General features: G+C 68.7%; 15 protein-coding genes. 7 read left to right on the forward strand and 8 right to left on the reverse strand.

The genetic code is table 11. From position 1 onward, the window contains the following. The first annotated feature begins 38 nt into the window (after positions 1-38). Positions 39-1184 carry an alkaline phosphatase family protein gene (locus tag ACFQ58_RS08110; RefSeq protein WP_376950567.1) on the forward strand — a complete coding sequence of 382 codons (1146 nt, stop codon included), beginning with the start codon at positions 39-41 and terminating at the stop codon, positions 1182-1184. Between the two features lie 42 nt (positions 1185-1226). Here ACFQ58_RS08110 and ACFQ58_RS08115 read toward each other — a convergent pair whose 3' ends face one another. Next, positions 1227-1811: a DUF3043 domain-containing protein gene (locus tag ACFQ58_RS08115; RefSeq protein WP_376950568.1), complete on the reverse strand. Its 585-nt coding sequence runs from the start codon at positions 1809-1811 to the stop codon at positions 1227-1229. A 40-nt stretch (positions 1812-1851) separates the two neighbouring features. Here ACFQ58_RS08115 and ACFQ58_RS08120 point away from each other — a divergent pair, with 40 nt between their 5' ends. From ACFQ58_RS08120 to ACFQ58_RS08140, 5 genes are all read left to right on the forward strand, one after another. Continuing rightward, positions 1852-3297, forward strand: a complete 1446-nt coding sequence (locus ACFQ58_RS08120; RefSeq protein WP_376950569.1) for a dipeptidase — start codon at positions 1852-1854, stop codon at positions 3295-3297. Positions 3298-3405: 108 nt separating this feature from the next. Then, complete coding sequence (gene erpA / locus ACFQ58_RS08125) at positions 3406-3756, forward strand: iron-sulfur cluster insertion protein ErpA (RefSeq protein ID WP_376950570.1); 351 nt, start codon at positions 3406-3408, stop codon at positions 3754-3756. Positions 3757-3949: 193 nt separating this feature from the next. Beyond that, positions 3950-4840 (forward strand): cytochrome c oxidase subunit II, encoded by an 891-nt coding sequence (gene coxB, locus ACFQ58_RS08130; protein ID WP_376950571.1) that lies wholly within the window; start codon positions 3950-3952, stop codon positions 4838-4840. A gap of 6 nt (positions 4841-4846) precedes the next feature. Further along, entirely contained in the window at positions 4847-6583 is a 1737-nt protein-coding gene (ctaD, locus tag ACFQ58_RS08135; protein WP_376950572.1) for a cytochrome c oxidase subunit I, read from the forward strand. After that, a complete protein-coding gene (locus ACFQ58_RS08140) occupies positions 6584-7033 on the forward strand; it encodes a cytochrome c oxidase subunit 4 (protein ID WP_376950573.1) in 450 nt (149 codons plus the stop codon). A 59-nt stretch (positions 7034-7092) separates the two neighbouring features. Here the strand turns inward: ACFQ58_RS08140 and ACFQ58_RS08145 are convergent, their stop codons facing one another. The 6 genes from ACFQ58_RS08145 to ACFQ58_RS08170 are packed head-to-tail and all read right to left on the reverse strand — an operon-like array spanning position 7093 to position 12838. Further along, positions 7093-7755, reverse strand: coding sequence for an SAM-dependent methyltransferase (locus ACFQ58_RS08145; RefSeq protein WP_376950574.1), 663 nt, complete (start codon positions 7753-7755; stop codon positions 7093-7095). Positions 7756-7775: 20 nt separating this feature from the next. Then, positions 7776-8615, reverse strand: a complete 840-nt coding sequence (locus ACFQ58_RS08150) for a putative RNA methyltransferase (protein ID WP_376950575.1) — start codon at positions 8613-8615, stop codon at positions 7776-7778. Positions 8616-8644: 29 nt separating this feature from the next. Next, positions 8645-10255 (reverse strand): cytochrome bc complex cytochrome b subunit, encoded by a 1611-nt coding sequence (locus ACFQ58_RS08155; RefSeq protein WP_376950576.1) that lies wholly within the window; start codon positions 10253-10255, stop codon positions 8645-8647. Next, positions 10252-11328, reverse strand: coding sequence for a Rieske 2Fe-2S domain-containing protein (locus tag ACFQ58_RS08160; RefSeq protein WP_376950577.1), 1077 nt, complete (start codon positions 11326-11328; stop codon positions 10252-10254). The genes ACFQ58_RS08155 and ACFQ58_RS08160 overlap by 4 nt, the downstream gene beginning before the upstream one ends. Before the next feature lie 30 nt (positions 11329-11358). Beyond that, positions 11359-12150 (reverse strand): c-type cytochrome, encoded by a 792-nt coding sequence (locus ACFQ58_RS08165; protein WP_376950578.1) that lies wholly within the window; start codon positions 12148-12150, stop codon positions 11359-11361. 49 nt (positions 12151-12199) lie between these two features. Further along, positions 12200-12838, reverse strand: a complete 639-nt coding sequence (locus ACFQ58_RS08170; protein WP_092670112.1) for a heme-copper oxidase subunit III — start codon at positions 12836-12838, stop codon at positions 12200-12202. 131 nt (positions 12839-12969) lie between these two features. On the opposite strand from ACFQ58_RS08170, the gene trpD reads away from it, so the two are divergent. Continuing rightward, on the forward strand, positions 12970-14022 hold the full coding sequence (trpD, locus tag ACFQ58_RS08175; protein WP_376950579.1) for an anthranilate phosphoribosyltransferase: 1053 nt from the start codon (positions 12970-12972) through the stop codon (positions 14020-14022). 90 nt (positions 14023-14112) lie between these two features. Here the strand turns inward: trpD and glpK are convergent, their stop codons facing one another. Next, the gene (glpK, locus tag ACFQ58_RS08180; RefSeq protein ID WP_376950580.1) at positions 14113-15633 is read right to left on the reverse strand and encodes a glycerol kinase GlpK; all 1521 of its coding nucleotides are present in this window, start codon (positions 15631-15633) and stop codon (positions 14113-14115) included. Between the last annotated feature and the right edge of the window lie 84 nt (positions 15634-15717).

The following is a 15717-nucleotide window of genomic DNA, read 5'->3' on the forward strand; positions in this document are numbered from 1 at the left end:
GCGGGGAACGCGCCGGCCGCTATGCGAGACTGGGCGCGATGCCTGCCATGCTACCGGTGCCCACCGAGGGTGCCCCGAGGCTCACCGCGGTGCTCGGCTCCGCACTCGACTCGCTCGCGGGCTCGCCGAATCCGCTCGACCTTCCGCGGGCGAACGCCGCCGTGGTGGTCCTCGTCGACGGCCTCGGCGCGTCCAACCTTCGCGGGCGGGCCGGTCACGCGAGGTTCCTCGCCGCGCGGATGGCGAAGCGCGACGTCATCCGCACGGTCTTCCCGTCGACGACCGCCGCGGCCATCGCGAGCTTCGCGACCGGGCTCATGCCGGGCGCGCACGGACTCATGGGCTACCGCGTCCCCGACCGCGCGAACGACCGCGTAGTCAATCAGCTCAGCGGATGGGACGACCGGATGGTGCCCGAGCAGTGGCAGCGCCATCCGACCGTGTTCGACCGTGCCGCCGAGCGGGGAGTTCGCGCGGTCGCCGTGGGTGGCACGCGCTACGCCACGTCCGGGTTCACCCGCGCCGTGCTGCGCGGCTCCGAGTACCGATCGGGCGCGAGCGTGGCCGATCGCTTCGCCGAGGCGCTGCGCATCATCGAGGAGGGTCCGGCCCTCGTCTACGTGTACGTCTCCGAGCTCGACCAGATCGCGCATGCGCACGGCTGGGAGTCCGACCGGTGGATCGCCGCCCTCGAGGCGCTCGACGCCGAGGTCGCGGCCTTCGAACGACGGATGCCGCGTGGGACGGGCCTGCTCGTGACCGCCGACCACGGCGTCATCGACGTGCCGGCGCACCGCCACGTGTTCGTCGATGCGTCGCCGGCGCTGCTCGACGGAGTGCGGCACGTCGCGGGCGAGCCCCGCTGTCTGGGCCTCGTGCTCGAACTCGAGCTCGAGGCGGCGGAGCGGCGTGCGCTGCTCGAGCGGTGGCGCGCCGCCGAGGGCGATCGTGCGTGGGTGCTGTCGGCCGACGAGGCGATCGCCGCGGGCCTGTACGGCGGTGTGGACGCCGGCAACCGCGACCGGATCGCGGACATCCTGGTGGCCGCGCGTGCCGGCGTCGCGTACTACGACCGGCGCGAGGCCGACCGCCGCGGCGAGGGCATGGTGGGCCAGCACGGCTCGCTCACCGACGAGGAGACACGCATTCCCCTCATCCGCTCGGGCGTCTTCACGCGCGGGTGAGGCGACGGCCTGCGCCGCCTGCGACGGCCGCGCCGGCCGTGATCAGGACGGGTACTGGCCGCGCTTGACCTGGGGCTTCGGCAGGCGCAGGGGCCGCAGCTGCAGGGCGCGCATCGCCGCGTACCACCGGACTCGCTCGACGCGGTCGGCACCGAACTTCGCGGCGAGCTTGCGCTTGAGCAGCGCGCCGAGGATGATCACGTCGACCACCGAGATGAGGAAGAACGCCCAGAGCGCGAAGATGCCGATCGTCTGCACCTGGGTGCTCGGGATGAACGTCAGCACGATCACCGCGAACATGACGGGGATCAGCACCTCGCCGATGCTGAAGCGCGCGTCGACGTAGTCGCGCACGTACTTCTTCTGCGGACCGCGATCGCGAACGGGCAGGTACTTCTCCTCGCCCGCGGCCATTCCGAGCCGGGCGCGCTCGCGCGCGTCGGCCGACCTGGCACGCGCCTGTCGCGCCGCCTCCTTGCGGTCGTTCGGCACAAGCGGCCGCTTCCGGGCGGCCTCCTGCGCGGCGCGGCTCGGCGTCGGGGCGCCCTTGCCGACCTTGGGAGCGTCGGGCGCGTCGCCGGCGCCGTTCTCGGGAGCGGGGGAGTCGGTACGGGGGTTCTTGGCCACGGGAGTCCTCGTCGATTCGGTTCGCCTTAAGATTACCCGCATGACCGAGACCCCGACCGACGTCCAGCCTGCCCGCGAACCTCGAACCGATCACGACTCGGGCGGCACGTTCGATCGACTCCGGGAGGCCGTCGAGGCCGGGTTCCCCTCCACCGTGGCCGACCTCACCCGACTCGTGCGCATCCCGTCGGTCTCGTGGAGCGCCTTCGATCCCGAGCAGGTCGCGGCGAGCGCCGAGGCGGTCGCCGAGCTCGTCCGTGGACTGGGCGTGTTCGACGAGGTGCACATCCGTCGCGCAGCCGTGGCCGACGGGGTCGAGCTCGGGCAGCCGGCCGTCGTCGCGCGTCGCGCGGCCCGCAACGGCCGACCCACCGTGCTGCTGTACGCGCACCACGACGTCCAGCCGCCGGGCCGCGACGACCACTGGGAGTCGGCGCCGTTCGAGCCCACGCTGCGCGGCGACCGCCTGTACGGCCGGGGGGCCGCCGACGACAAGGCCGGTGTCATGGCGCATGTCGCCGCCATCCGTGCGCTCGTCGACGTGCTGGGCGACGACTTCGACCTCGGCATCGTGATCTTCATCGAGGGCGAAGAGGAGGACGGATCGCCCTCGTTCGCCAACTTCCTGCGCGCGCAGCGCGACCTGCTCGCGGCCGACGCGATCGTGGTCGCCGACTCGAACAACTGGGACCTCGACACGCCCGCGCTCACCGTGGCGCTGCGGGGCAACGTCACGTTCCGGCTCACGGTCTCCACCCTCGACCACGCATCGCACTCCGGGATGTTCGGCGGCGCGGTGCCTGACGCGATGCTCGCCGCCATCCGGTTGCTCGACTCGCTCTGGGACGCGGACGGATCGGTCGCCGTCGACGGCCTCCGTGCGGCCGACCTCGACACTCCCGAGTACGACGAGGCGCAGTTGCGCGACGAGACCGGCCTGCTCGACGGCGTCGCGCCCATCGGCCGGGGGAGCGTCCTCTCCCGGATCTGGGCCCAGCCGTCGATCACCGTCACCGGCATCGACGCGCCATCGGTCGCCCACGCCTCGAACACGCTCCTGCCGAGCGTGGCGGTGCGCCTCAGCACCCGCATCGCGCCCGGCCAGGACGCCCGCGAGGCACTCGCGGCGCTGCGCGCCCACCTGCTCGCGAACGCGCCATTCGGCGCACGCATCGAGATCGATGACGTCGACACCGGGCAGCCGTTCCTCGTCGACACGAGCGGCTGGGCGGTCGCGGAGGCCAGGGCCGCGATGGCTGAGGCGTGGGGACGCGCGCCCGTCGACATCGGCGTGGGCGGATCCATCCCGTTCATCGCGGAGCTCGTCGAGGAGTTCCCGTCCGCGCAGATCCTCGTGACGGGCGTCGAGGACCCGGATTCGCGTGCGCACAGCCCCAACGAGTCGCTCCACCTCGGGGTCTTCCGTCGTGCCGTGCTCGCGGAGGCGTCCTTCCTCGCGCGTCTGCAGGCCCGCGAGCAGTCCTGAGCCGGCAGGGCGTCGTGGCCCACGGATGACGCGACTCCGCCGTCGCACTGGGGGAGCCCCCAGCCGGCGCAGGTACAATCGATGCATCCGTACTCTTCGAGGAGTGACATGACCGACACCATCACCGACACCATCCACGGCGTGAAGCTGAGCGAGCCGGCTGCCGACAAGGTGCGCAGCCTCCTCGAGCAGGAGGGTCGAGACGACCTCCGCCTGCGCGTCGCCGTGCAGCCCGGTGGCTGCTCGGGGCTCATCTACCAGCTCTACTTCGACGAGCGACTGCTCGACGGCGACGCCGTCGTGGACTTCTCGGGCGTCGAGGTCGTGGTCGACAAGATGAGCGTGCCGTACCTCGACGGCTCGACGATCGACTTCGAGGACACGATCCAGAAGCAGGGCTTCACCATCGACAACCCCAACGCGCAGGGCAGTTGCGCGTGCGGCGACTCGTTCCACTGAGTCGTCCGGACACGGAAGGGGAGACCGCTCGCGCGGTCTCCCTTTCTGCATTTCCGGGGGCCGAGCTCGGCTTTCCCCGCACGTCCGCCCGAACGCGCGTCGGCGGTGCACGAGCCGGTGGTCGACTCGGAGTAGGCTAGGCATGATCAGTGCGCTTCTGAGAAGCGCCTTCGAATCTCCCGAAAGGTCACCGGTGCGCCACAATCGCCGTCTCCGATGGGCTGCAGTTCCGATCGCAGCGACGCTCAGCCTCGTCCTCGCCGGATGCACGCAGGCACAGCTGAACGGATTCCTCCCCGGGTTCGTCGAGGGCGAGCCGCCCGTGACCAACCACACGGAGCGTGTCTCGGGCCTCTGGGTGACGTCGTGGATCGTGCTGCTCGTGGTCGGCATCATCACCTGGGGCCTCACCATCTGGGCCGTCATCGCGTATCGCCGACGCAAGGGCCAGACCGGCCTTCCGGTGCAGCTGCGGTACAACATGCCGATCGAGGTCTTCTACACGGTCGTCCCGCTGATCCTGGTCCTCGGCTTCTTCGCGTTCACCGCGCGCGACCAGGCGGTCATCGAGGAACGCTTCGCGGAGGACCAGGTCGACGTCAGGATCGAGGCCATCGCGAAGCAGTGGGCGTGGGACTTCAACTACGTCGACGAAGACGTCTACTCGGCCGGCATCCAGGCGCAGCTCGAGGCCGACGGCAGCGGCTCCGTCAAGACGGAGGAGCTGCCGAAGCTGGTGCTCCCCGTCGGCGCCAACGTCGAGATCGCGCTCCAGGCACGCGACGTGATCCACTCGTTCTGGGTCGTGGACTTCCTCTACAAGAAGGACATGTTCCCCGGCAAGACGAACTACATGTCGTTCGTGCCCGAGCGCGAGGGCACGTACGCCGGCAAGTGCGCCGAGCTCTGCGGCGAGTACCACTCGCTCATGCTCTTCAACGTCGAGGTCGTCTCCGAGGCCGAGTACGAGGAGTACATCGAGTCGCTGCGCGACGCCGGCCAGGAAGGCCAGCTGTCGACCGAGTACGACCGCAACCAGAACCTGCCCGGAACGGGCGAGCCCGAACTGAAAGAGGAAGAGTAAGCCGCGATGAGCACCACGACCGCACCGGCTCGTCCCACAGGATCGTCGCCGCAGTTCGGCGCGCTGAAGGTCGAGCGCAAGGGCAACGTCCTCGTCAGGTGGATCACCTCGACGGACCACAAGGTCATCGGGTACCTGTACCTGATCACCTCGTTCATCTACTTCTGCATCGGCGGCGTGATGGCGCTCATCATCCGTGCGCAGCTGTTCGAGCCGGGTCTCGAGATCGTGCAGACGCGTGAGCAGTACAACCAGCTGTTCACCATGCACGGCACGATCATGCTGCTGATGTTCGCGACGCCGCTGTTCGCGGGCTTCGCGAACGTCCTGATGCCGCTGCAGATCGGCGCACCCGATGTCGCCTTCCCGCGCCTGAACGCGTTCGCCTACTGGGCGTTCAACTTCGGCTCGCTGATGGCCGTCGCCGGCTTCTTCACGCCGCAGGGCGCCGCATCGTTCGGATGGTTCGCGTATCAACCGCTCGCCTCGACGACGTTCTCGCCAGGCATCGGCGGCAACCTCTGGATGCTCGGACTCGGCCTCTCGGGCTTCGGCACGATCCTCGGTGCCGTGAACTTCATCACGACGATCATCACGATGCGCGCACCGGGCATGACCATGTTCCGGATGCCGATCTTCACGTGGAACACGCTCGTCACGTCGATCCTCGTCCTGATGGCCTTCCCGGTCCTGGCGGCGGCCCTGCTCGCCGCTGCCGCCGACCGCATCTTCAACGCGCACATCTACGACCCCGCCAACGGCGGTGTCATCCTGTGGCAGCACCTCTTCTGGTTCTTCGGCCATCCCGAGGTCTACATCATCGCGCTGCCGTTCTTCGGCATCGTCTCCGAGGTGTTCCCGGTGTTCAGCCGCAAGCCGATCTTCGGCTACAAGACGCTGATCTACGCCACGATCGCGATCGCCGCGCTCTCCGTCTCGGTGTGGGCCCACCACATGTACGTGACCGGCTCCGTGCTGCTGCCGTTCTTCGCGCTGATGACGATGCTCATCGCGGTACCGACGGGCGTGAAGATCTTCAACTGGGTCGGCACGATGTGGCGTGGCTCGATCACGTTCGAGACCCCGCTCATCTGGGCGCTCGGCTTCCTCGTCACGTTCGTGTTCGGTGGTCTGACGGGCGTCATCCTCGCCTCGCCGCCGCTCGACTTCCACGTCTCGGACACCTACTTCGTCGTGGCGCACTTCCACTACGTGGTCTTCGGAACCGTCGTCTTCGCCATGTTCTCGGGCTTCTATTTCTGGTGGCCCAAGTGGACTGGCAAGATGCTGAACGAGACGCTCGGCAAGTGGCACTTCTGGCTGCTGTTCATCGGCTTCCACACGACGTTCCTCATCCAGCACTGGCTGGGCGTGGTCGCGATGCCGCGCCGGTACTACTCGTACCTGCCGGAAGACAACATCACCTGGATGAACCAGCTGTCAACGATCGGCGCGTTCATCCTGGCGGTCTCGCTCCTGCCGTTCTTCCTGAACGTGTACATCACCGCGCGTCGTGCTCCGAAGGTGACCGTGAACGACCCTTGGGGCTACGGTGGATCGCTCGAGTGGGCGACCAGCTGCCCGCCGCCGCGGCACAACTTCACGTCGATCCCGCGCATTCGCTCGGAGCGCCCGGCGTTCGACCTCAACCACCCCGAGGCCGGCATCCCGGTCGGCATCGGTCCGGCCAAGGACGCCCCCGAGGCTCCCGTTTACGACGCTGAGACGAAGGAAGTCAAGTAGATGCGCGCCAACGTCATCCTCTTCTGGATCCTCGCCGGCTTCTTCGCCCTGGCCACGGCCATCTACGGCGTCTGGTCCTCCATCGACGCCACGGCCTCGCGCGTCGCGAACTCGCACGAGCTCGTCGGACCGGAGTGGGCCGGAACCATCGCGCTCGGCCTGACGACCGTCCTCAGCGCGTTCATCGCCTTCTACCTCGGCCGCGTGCGTCGGGAGCAAGGCGGCGTCCTCCCCGAGGACCGCCTCGACGCGAACATCGACGACGGCGACGCCGAGCTCGGCTTTTTCAGCCCGTGGAGCTGGTGGCCGATCCTGGTCGCCGGTGCTGCGGCACTGGCGTTCCTCGGCCTCGCGGTCGGCGTCTGGATCACGTTCATCGCGGTCCCGCTCGCGCTGATCGCGCTGACCGGCTGGGTGTACGAGTACTACCGCGGCAACTTCGCCCGCTGAGTCCACCTGTAGACGAGGGCCCCGGCACATTGTGCCGGGGCCCTCGTCGTTCCGACTACTCAGGCCGGCGCCGCCCGCGTGGCCGCGACCACCCACCACCGCGGCCCGGTGCTGAGCGCTGCGGGCGCAAGCCCGGCGTCGGCCAGCGCGTCGTACATCCGGCCGGGGGAGTGGATGAAGCCGCGGTACTCATGGCCGCGGACTCGCATCCAGGCATTGCCGAACGCGACCGAGCTCCGCGTGAGCCACGTACGCGGCGGGTGGCTGAAGACCAGCGCACGCCACGTGTGCCGAGCGGCGGCCGCGAGAAGCTGCTCGGCGTGGGGGTAGCAGCACACCACGCGATGGAGGATGACGTAGTCGGCCGCGGGAACGCGATCGCCGTCGACGGCCACATCCACGCCGACGATGCGGGTGGCCCGCCGCGCCACGCCGCGCTCCTCGAGGAGCGCGACCGCTTCCCCCTCGTACGCCCCGGAGAGCTCGACGTTCGTCGTGTGCGCCGCTCCACGCGCCAGCAGTTCGAGCTGGAGCTCGCCGATGCCACCGCCGATCTCGAGGACGGTCCGGTCGTCCACGCCGAGCGAGGCGAGATGCTCGACCATGCGGCGTTCGAACCTCGTCGCTCCGCGGCGTCGATAGCGCCGGGCGAGATCCCGGGCGAATCGCGCATCGAACACGTCCTCGTACCGCGCCGAGCCCGGGTTGCAGCAGTCGGGCATGGGCCCAGTATGCACCCGCGTCAGCCGGCGCCGCGATGTCCGAACACGAGCACGTCGACCGACACGGTCACCCGAATGGTGCGTTGCTCTGAAACCTCGGAGGAGGACGCAGCATGGTGGGCAGACGGGCCCATGCCTGCGAGGAGCCGGCGCAGCGCTCCATCCGCCTCGATCCGGTAGTCCACCCGGGACGCGCTCCGTCGAACGAGGCCCGCGTCGGCGAGCCGGTCGGTGGCAGCCGCGGCCTTCTCGGGCGGAACGTCGAGCAGGAGTCCCTCACGGCGAAGTTCGGCCAAGTGGTCGACACCGGGCACGACGACGACGAGACGCCCGGCGGGGCGCAGGATCCGGGCGAACTCCTCCGGATTGCGCGGCGCGAAGACGTTCAGCACGGCGTCGGCGGCCGCCGTGCGGATCGGGAAGGGCCGCCAGATGTCCATGACGATGCCGGTGGCCTCGGGGATGGCTCGGAGGCTGGCCCGCACGGCGTCGGACGACCGGTCGGCGAGGAGGAGTCGGACCTCGGGATGCGCATCGGCGAGGCGCCGCGAGTAGTACCCCGTCCCGCAGCCGAGGTCGGCGACCGAAGGCCGCGCTCCGGATGTCTCGAGCGCCGCCGCACGGACGATCTCGTCGGCGATGGGTGCATAGGTCCCAAGCCCCAACAGGGCGGCTCGTGCGTCGAGCATCGCTCGATCGTCGCCGATGGTCCGTGGCGCCTTCGGCGGCAGCAGCGTCAGGTATCCGTGCTTGGCACGGTCGAACCGGTGTCCGTGCACGCATCCATACACCCGTTCGTCGACGAGCGAGAGATCGGAGAAGCAGTTCGGGCACCGGAGCCAGGTCGAATCGATCGACATGGCCCGGTGCCCGAAGTTGCGAGGAGCGGTCAGTGGTGGTTCGAGTGGGATGCCTCGAGCTCGCCCTTCGTGACGGGCGCGATGCGGTCCTCGAAGAACCAGCGCGACACGCCCGCGCGGAGGCGCTCGCCCACCGTGATCTTGCCGCGCGCGTTCGGACGCAGCATGAGCGGCTCGTACGAGTCGTAGCTCACCAGGCGCCAGCGCTCGTACTCGTCGAGCGGCTGGTGCACCTCGATGAACTCGCCACCGGGCAGCTTGACGATGCGGCCGGACTCGTAGCCGTGGAGGACGATCTCGCGGTCCTTCTTCTGCAGCGCGATGGCCACGCGCTTGGTCACGAAGTACGCGACGATCGGCCCGAGGAAGAGCAGGGCCTGCAGCGAGTGGATCACGCCCTCCATCGTGAGCATGAAGTGCGTCGCGATGAGGTCGGAGGCCGCTGCGGCCCACAGGACCGCGTAGAACGTCACGCCGGCCGCGCCGATGGCGGTGCGGGTCGCCATGTTCCGCGGACGGTCGGCGATGTGGTGCTCGCGCTTGTCGCCGGTCACCCACGCCTCGATGAACGGATAGATGAGGACCGTGACGATGAACAGGCCGAGGCCGATGAGCGGGACCAGGATGTTGAACGACCAGGTGCGGTCGAACAGCACGAACTCCCAGCCCGGCGGGATCAGGCGCAACGCTCCGTCGGCGAAGCCGATGTACCAGTCGGGCTGCGTGCCCGCCGACACGGGGGAGGGGTCGTACGGACCGTAGTTCCAGATCGGGTTGATCGTGAACAGCGACGCGATCAGCGCCACGACACCGAAGATGATGAACATGAAGCCGCCGGCCTTGGCCGCGTAGATCGGGAGGATGGGCGGGCCGACCGAGTTGGTGACGTGGCGGCCGGGACCGGCGAACTGCGTGTGCTTGTGGATGAACACGTAGCCGACGTGGACCGCGATGAGCGCGACGATGATCGCCGGCAGCAGCAGGATGTGCAGGGTGTACAGGCGGCCGACGATCGCCGTGCCCGGGAACTCGCCGCCGAACAGGAGGAAGGAGATCCACGTGCCGATGACCGGCATGCCCTTGACCATGCCGTCGATGATGCGGAGGCCGTTGCCCGACAGCAGGTCGTCGGGGAGCGAGTAGCCCGTGAAGCCCTCGCCCATGGCGAGGATGAACAGGATGAACCCGAACACCCAGTTGATCTCGCGCGGCTTGCGGAACGCACCGGTGAAGAAGATGCGCAGCATGTGCAGGCCGATCGCCGCCACGAACAGCAGCGCCCCCCAGTGGTGCATCTGCCGGACGAGCAGGCCGCCGCGGATGTCGAACGAGATGTCGAGCGTGGAGGCCATCGCCACCGACATCTCGACGCCCTTGAGCGGCACGTACGAGCCGTCGTACTCGACCTCGGCCATCGAGGCCTGGAAGAAGAACGTCAGGAACGTGCCCGTGATCAGGATGACGATGAAGCTGAAGAGCGCGACTTCGCCGAGCAGGAACGACCAGTGGTCGGGGAAGGCCTTGCGACCGAGCCCCTTGACGGCGACGGCGATGCCGGTGCGGTCATTGACGTACTCCGAAGCCGCAGCGGTGAACGAGCGCCGGGCTGGCGCTGCCGGACGGGTGGTTGCGGTGCTCAATGACGCTCCCAGAAGCTCGGGCCCACGGGCTCGGTGAAGTCGCTCTGCGCGACGAGGTAGCCCTCGTCGTCGACCGCGATGGGCAGCTGCGGGAGCGGCCGGGCGGCCGGTCCGAAGATGACCTCGCAGTGGTTGGCCACGTCGAACTGCGACTGGTGGCACGGGCAGAGCAGGTGGTGCGTGTGCTGCTCGTACAAGGCGACGGGGCAGCCCACGTGGGTGCAGATCTTGGAGTACGCGACGATGCCGTCGTACGACCAGGAACTGCGCTCCTCGGTCTCGTTGAGCTCCTCGGGGTTGAGCCGCATGAGGAGCACGGCCGCCTTGGCCTTCTCCTCGAGCCTGCCGTGGTGGAGTTCGCTGAGACCCTCGGGGATGACGTGGAAGGCGCTGCCGATGGTGACGTCGGCCGCCTTGATCGGGACACCGGAGGGGTCGAGCGTGAGGCGCGTGCCCTCCTTCCACATGGTGTGGCTGAGCAGTTCGACCGGGTGCTGGTCCTGCGGCGCGAGTCCGCGGAAGAGGACCACCGCGGGCAGCGGCATGACCAGGAGCGCCCCGATGAGGCTGTTCCGGATGACGGTCCGCCGGGAGAAGCCCGACTCCTCGTCGGCCTGCCGGAACACCTCGACCGCTCCCTGCTTCGTCGTCTCCGTCGAGCCGATCGGGTGGCGGATGTCGATCGACTCGGCCGACGTCATCAGGGTCTTGCCCCAGTGCACGGCGCCGAAGCCGATGCCGAGGAGCGCGAGCGCCGAGCCCAGTCCGATGAACATGTTGTTGAGCTGGACCGCGCCCACGTCGTTGGACTCGATCGGGAAGAGCATGTACGCCGCGATCGCCCAGACGCTGCCGAGGATCGACAGGTAGAACAGCGTGTACACCGTGCGCTGGGCACGCTTCTCGCGCGCCGGGTTCTCATCGGTGACGCGAGGGCGGTGCGGCTCGAAGCCCGGGTTCTCGAACGTGTCGGCCTGGATGAGTGCGGTACCCGCCTTCACGGCAGGAACGTTCGCGGCGTGCGACGAGTCGGCAGCGGCGAGTTCAGAGCCGCTGTGGTCGTCCTGTGCCATGGTTCTCCTTCTTCGCTTCTTCGGTCGGCCCTAGTTGGACTTCGCCGTGATCCACACGGTGATCGCGACGATGGCGCCGAGACCGAAGATCCAGATGAACAGGCCCTCCGCGACCGGACCGAGCGAGCCGAGCTCGAACCCTCCGGGCGAACGGTTGTCCTGCACGTACTGCAGGTAGGTGATGATGTCGCGCTTGTCTTCGGGCGTGATGTTGAGGTCGTTGAAGACCGGCATGTTCTGGGGGCCGGTGACCATGGCCTCGTAGATGTGCACGCCCGTGACGTCGGTCAGGGGCGGGGCGTACTTGCCCTCGGTGAGCGCGCCGCCCGCGCCGGCGACGTTGTGGCACATCGCGCAGTTGATACGGAAGAGCTCGGCGCCGTTGGCCGCATCGCCTCCGCCGTTGACGAGGCTGTCGGCGGGGATGTCGGGGCCGGGGCCGAGCGAGGCGACGTAGTACGCCAGCTGCTTGACCTGCTCGTCGGTGAACTGGACGGGCTTCTGCTGCGCCTGCGGCCCCTGCATCTGCATGGGCATGCGGCCCGTGCCGACCTGGAAGTCGACGGCCGCGGCGCCGACGCCGACCAGGCTGGGGCCGGTCTCGGTGCCCTGGGCCTCGAGCCCGTGGCACGTCGCGCAGTTCGCCTGGAACAGCTTCTCGCCCTCTTCGATCGTCTCCTGCGACGTAGGGGACGCCTCGGCCTGCGCCGTGGTCGTGCTGAAGGCGGCGTAAGTGCCGCCGGTGAACACGAGCCCGAGCGCGAGCAGCGCGACGGTGGCGAGCGGGTGCCGGCGACCGGTGCGTCGCTTCGAGCGGGTCATTGATCTCTTCCTGTTCGCGGGCATTGCGGGGTGACGCTCCTGGCTCGGCCTATCTGAGGACGTAGATGACGAGGAAGAGGCCGATCCAGACGACATCGACGAAGTGCCAGTAATAGGACACGACGATCGCGCTGGTCGCCTCTCGATGGCCGAAGTTCTTCACGGCGAAGGTGCGCCCGATGACGAACAGGAACGCGAGCAGGCCGCCGGTGACGTGCAGGCCGTGGAAGCCGGTCGTGAGGTAGAAGGCCGAACCGTACGCGTTGGAGTCGATCGCGATGCCCTCGGAGACGAGCTGCGCGTACTCCCAGACCTGGCCCGCGACGAAGATCGCGCCCATCGCGTACGTCAGGAAGAACCACTCGACCATGCCCCACTGCGTCGGCCTCCAGCCCGTCCGATAGGGCTGGCTGCGCTCGGCCGCGAAGACGCCGAACTGGCACGTGAACGACGACGCCACGAGGATGATCGTGTTGGTCAGGGAGAACGGGAAGTTCAGGCGATCGGCCTCGAACGCCCACAGCTCGGGGGACGTCGAACGCAGCGTGAAGTAGATCGCGAAGAGTCCCGCGAAGAACATCACCTCGCTGCCGAGCCACACGATCGTGCCCACTGCAACGGTGTTGGGACGCTTGATCACGGGCGCGGTCGCCTGATACGTCAATGAGGTGCTCGTCACGCTCCCCATTATGGCTGATCCGGCGCCCGAGTTTTGGACGTCCCAGCCCGTTCGAGGGTGGATTCGGCTGTTCCGAGCCTGCGGTGCGCCTGATGAGGCGCCGTGAATCCGCCTCGAATCCGCGCGGATAGGATCGAGCCATGTCTCCAGCCCAGTCCTGGCCCGCCGTCCTGAACGCCCTCATCGAGGGCGAAGACCTCAGCGTGTCGGATGCCGCGTGGTGCATGGAGCAAGTTATGACGGGTGTCGCGACCGACGCACAGCTCGCGGCCTTCCTCATCGCGCTGCGGCTCAAGGGCGAGACCGTCGACGAGATCGTCGGCTTCCGCGACGCCGTCCTGGAGCACGCCGTCGAACTGCCGGTCGACCCGATGGCCCTCGACATCGTCGGCACCGGTGGCGACCGGTTCGGCACGGTCAACGTCTCCACGATGGCCTCGGTCATCTGCGCAGCGGCGGGCGTTCCCGTGATCAAGCACGGCAACAAGGCGGCGAGTTCGGCGTCGGGCTCGTCCGACGTGCTCGGCGCACTGGGGATCGACCTCACGCTTCCGGCTCATCGCGTCGCCGAGATCCTCGGCGAGGCGGGCATCACCTTCGCGTTCGCCGCAGCGTTCCACCCCGGGTTCAAGCACGCCGGCCCGGTCCGATCGCAGATCGGCGTGCCGACCGTGTTCAACTTCCTCGGCCCGTTGTGCAATCCGGCGCGACCCGAGGCATCGGCCGTCGGGGTCGCCCAGCTCGACCGCGTCCCGCTCATCGTGGGCGTCTTCCAGACGCGTGGCGCCACCGCGCTCGTGTTCCGCGGCGACGACGGGCTCGACGAGCTCACGACGACGGGGCACAGCCACATCTGGGAGGTCTCCCGCGGAACCGTCAAGGAGCACGACCTCGACCCGCGCGAGCTCGGCCTCCCTCGCGCGACGATCGAGCAGTTGCAGGGCGGCGACGCCGAGCACAACGCGCAGGTCGTGCGCGAGGTCTTCGCCGGTGCCCGGGGGCCGGTCCGCGACATCGTCGTGCTGAACGCCGCCGCCGGGTTGGTCGCGTTCGAGCTCGCGAATGATCCGAGCCAGCTGCAGCGGACGATCCTCGAGCGCTTCCACGAGAAGATGGCCGTCGCCGAGGGCGCGATCGACAGCGGAGCGGCGGCGCGGAAGCTGGAGGCGTGGGTCGCGGCGACCCGCCGCTGAGCCCATTCCGGCGCCTCGCGTCCGACGACCTCGTGCCGGGAGCACATGACGAGGGCCCCGCCGCAGCGGGGCCCTCGCTCGTGGGTCGGGCTACTCGTGCGACACGTCGGCGTCGACCCAGTCGAAGGTCTTCGAGACGGCCTTCTTCCAGAGCCTGAGCTGGCGCTCGCGCTCCTCGGCGTCCATCTTCGGCTCCCAGCGACGGTCCTCCTGCCAGTTGGCCCGGAGGTCGTCGAGACCCGACCAGAAGCCGACGGCGAGGCCGGCCGCATAGGCGGCTCCGAGCGCCGTCGTCTCGGCGACGACCGGACGTACGACCGGGACGCCGAGGATGTCGGCCTGGAACTGCATCAGCGTGTCGTTCGCGATCATGCCGCCGTCGACCTTGAGCTCCTCCAACTCCACGCCGGAGTCGGCGTTCACCGCGTCCAGCACCTCGCGGGTCTGGAACGCCGTCGCCTCGAGAGCCGCCCGCGCGATGTGCCCCTTGTTCACGTAGCGGGTCAGGCCCACGAGCGCGCCGCGCGCGTCCGGACGCCAGTACGGGGCGAAGAGCCCCGAGAAGGCCGGCACGAAGTACGCGCCGCCGTTGTCCTCGACGGACTTCGCGAGCTCCTCGACCTCGGGCGCACTGGAGATGAGCCCCAAGTTGTCGCGCAGCCACTGGATGAGCGAGCCGGTCACCGCGATCGAGCCTTCGAGCGCGTAGTGGGCCGGCTGGTCGCCGATCTTGTAGCCGAGGGTCGTGAGCAGCCCGTTCTTCGAGTGCACGATCTCGGTGTCGGTGTTGAAGATGAGGAAGTTGCCCGTGCCGTACGTGTTCTTGGACTCACCCGCGTCGAACGCGGCCTGGCCGAACGTCGCCGCCTGCTGGTCGCCGAGGATGCCGGCGACGGGGACCTCGCGAAGGAGGCTCGACGGCTCGACATTGCCGTACACCTCGGAGGAGGCCCGGATCTCGGGCATCATCGAACGCGGCACGCCGAAGGCCTCGAGGATGTCGTCGCGCCAGGAGAGCGACTCGAGGTCCATGAACATCGTGCGGCTCGCGTTCGTGACATCCGTCGCATGGACGCCGCCCTCGGTGCCGCCCGTGAGGTTCCACAGCACCCAGCAATCGGTCGTGCCGAACAGGAGGTCGCCGGCCTCGGCCTTCGCGCGCGCGCCATCGACGTTCTCGAGGATCCACACGATCTTCGTGCCGGAGAAGTACGTCGCCAGCGGCAGTCCGACGTCCTGCTTGAAGCGTTCGACGCCGCCGTCGGCCGCGAGGCGGTCGACGATGGGCTGCGTGCGCGTGTCCTGCCAGACGATCGCGTTGTAGACGGGTTCGCCCGTGTTCTTGTCCCAGACCACCGCAGTCTCGCGCTGGTTGGTGATGCCCACCGCGGCGATGTCGTGTCGCGTGAGGTCGGCCTTGCCGAGCGCTTGACCGATGACCTCGCGCGCGTTGCGCCAGATCTCCATGGGGTCGTGCTCGACCCACCCGGGCCTGGGGAAGATCTGTTCGTGCTCGAGCTGCCCGCTCGAGATGATCGAGCCCTTCTTGTCGAAGATGATGGCCCGCGTGCTGGTGGTTCCCTGGTCGATCGCCAGGATGTAGTCCGCCATGACGTCCTCTCAATGTTGCGGATTTCCGTCGGCATCGACGCCGGCGGGATGCACGACTGCGTGCGTGCGGGGAAGGACGCGGGG

The sequence above is a fragment of the Agromyces sp. NPDC056523 genome (genome assembly GCF_042794545.1).
Lineage (GTDB): Bacteria > Actinomycetota > Actinomycetes > Actinomycetales > Microbacteriaceae > Agromyces.

Coding starts and splice junctions, on each gene's coding strand:
- ACFQ58_RS08110 (WP_376950567.1), top strand. CDS start 39: ATGCCTGCCATGCTACCGGTGCCCACCGAGGGTGCCCCGAGGCTCACC.
- ACFQ58_RS08120 (WP_376950569.1), top strand. CDS start 1,852: ATGACCGAGACCCCGACCGACGTCCAGCCTGCCCGCGAACCTCGAACC.
- erpA (WP_376950570.1), top strand. CDS start 3,406: ATGACCGACACCATCACCGACACCATCCACGGCGTGAAGCTGAGCGAG.
- ctaD (WP_376950572.1), top strand. CDS start 4,847: ATGAGCACCACGACCGCACCGGCTCGTCCCACAGGATCGTCGCCGCAG.
- ACFQ58_RS08140 (WP_376950573.1), top strand. CDS start 6,584: ATGCGCGCCAACGTCATCCTCTTCTGGATCCTCGCCGGCTTCTTCGCC.
- ACFQ58_RS08145 (WP_376950574.1), bottom strand. CDS start 7,755: ATGCCCGACTGCTGCAACCCGGGCTCGGCGCGGTACGAGGACGTGTTC.
- ACFQ58_RS08150 (WP_376950575.1), bottom strand. CDS start 8,615: ATGTCGATCGATTCGACCTGGCTCCGGTGCCCGAACTGCTTCTCCGAT.
- ACFQ58_RS08160 (WP_376950577.1), bottom strand. CDS start 11,328: ATGGCACAGGACGACCACAGCGGCTCTGAACTCGCCGCTGCCGACTCG.
- ACFQ58_RS08165 (WP_376950578.1), bottom strand. CDS start 12,150: ATGACCCGCTCGAAGCGACGCACCGGTCGCCGGCACCCGCTCGCCACC.
- ACFQ58_RS08170 (WP_092670112.1), bottom strand. CDS start 12,838: ATGGGGAGCGTGACGAGCACCTCATTGACGTATCAGGCGACCGCGCCC.
- trpD (WP_376950579.1), top strand. CDS start 12,970: ATGTCTCCAGCCCAGTCCTGGCCCGCCGTCCTGAACGCCCTCATCGAG.
- glpK (WP_376950580.1), bottom strand. CDS start 15,633: ATGGCGGACTACATCCTGGCGATCGACCAGGGAACCACCAGCACGCGG.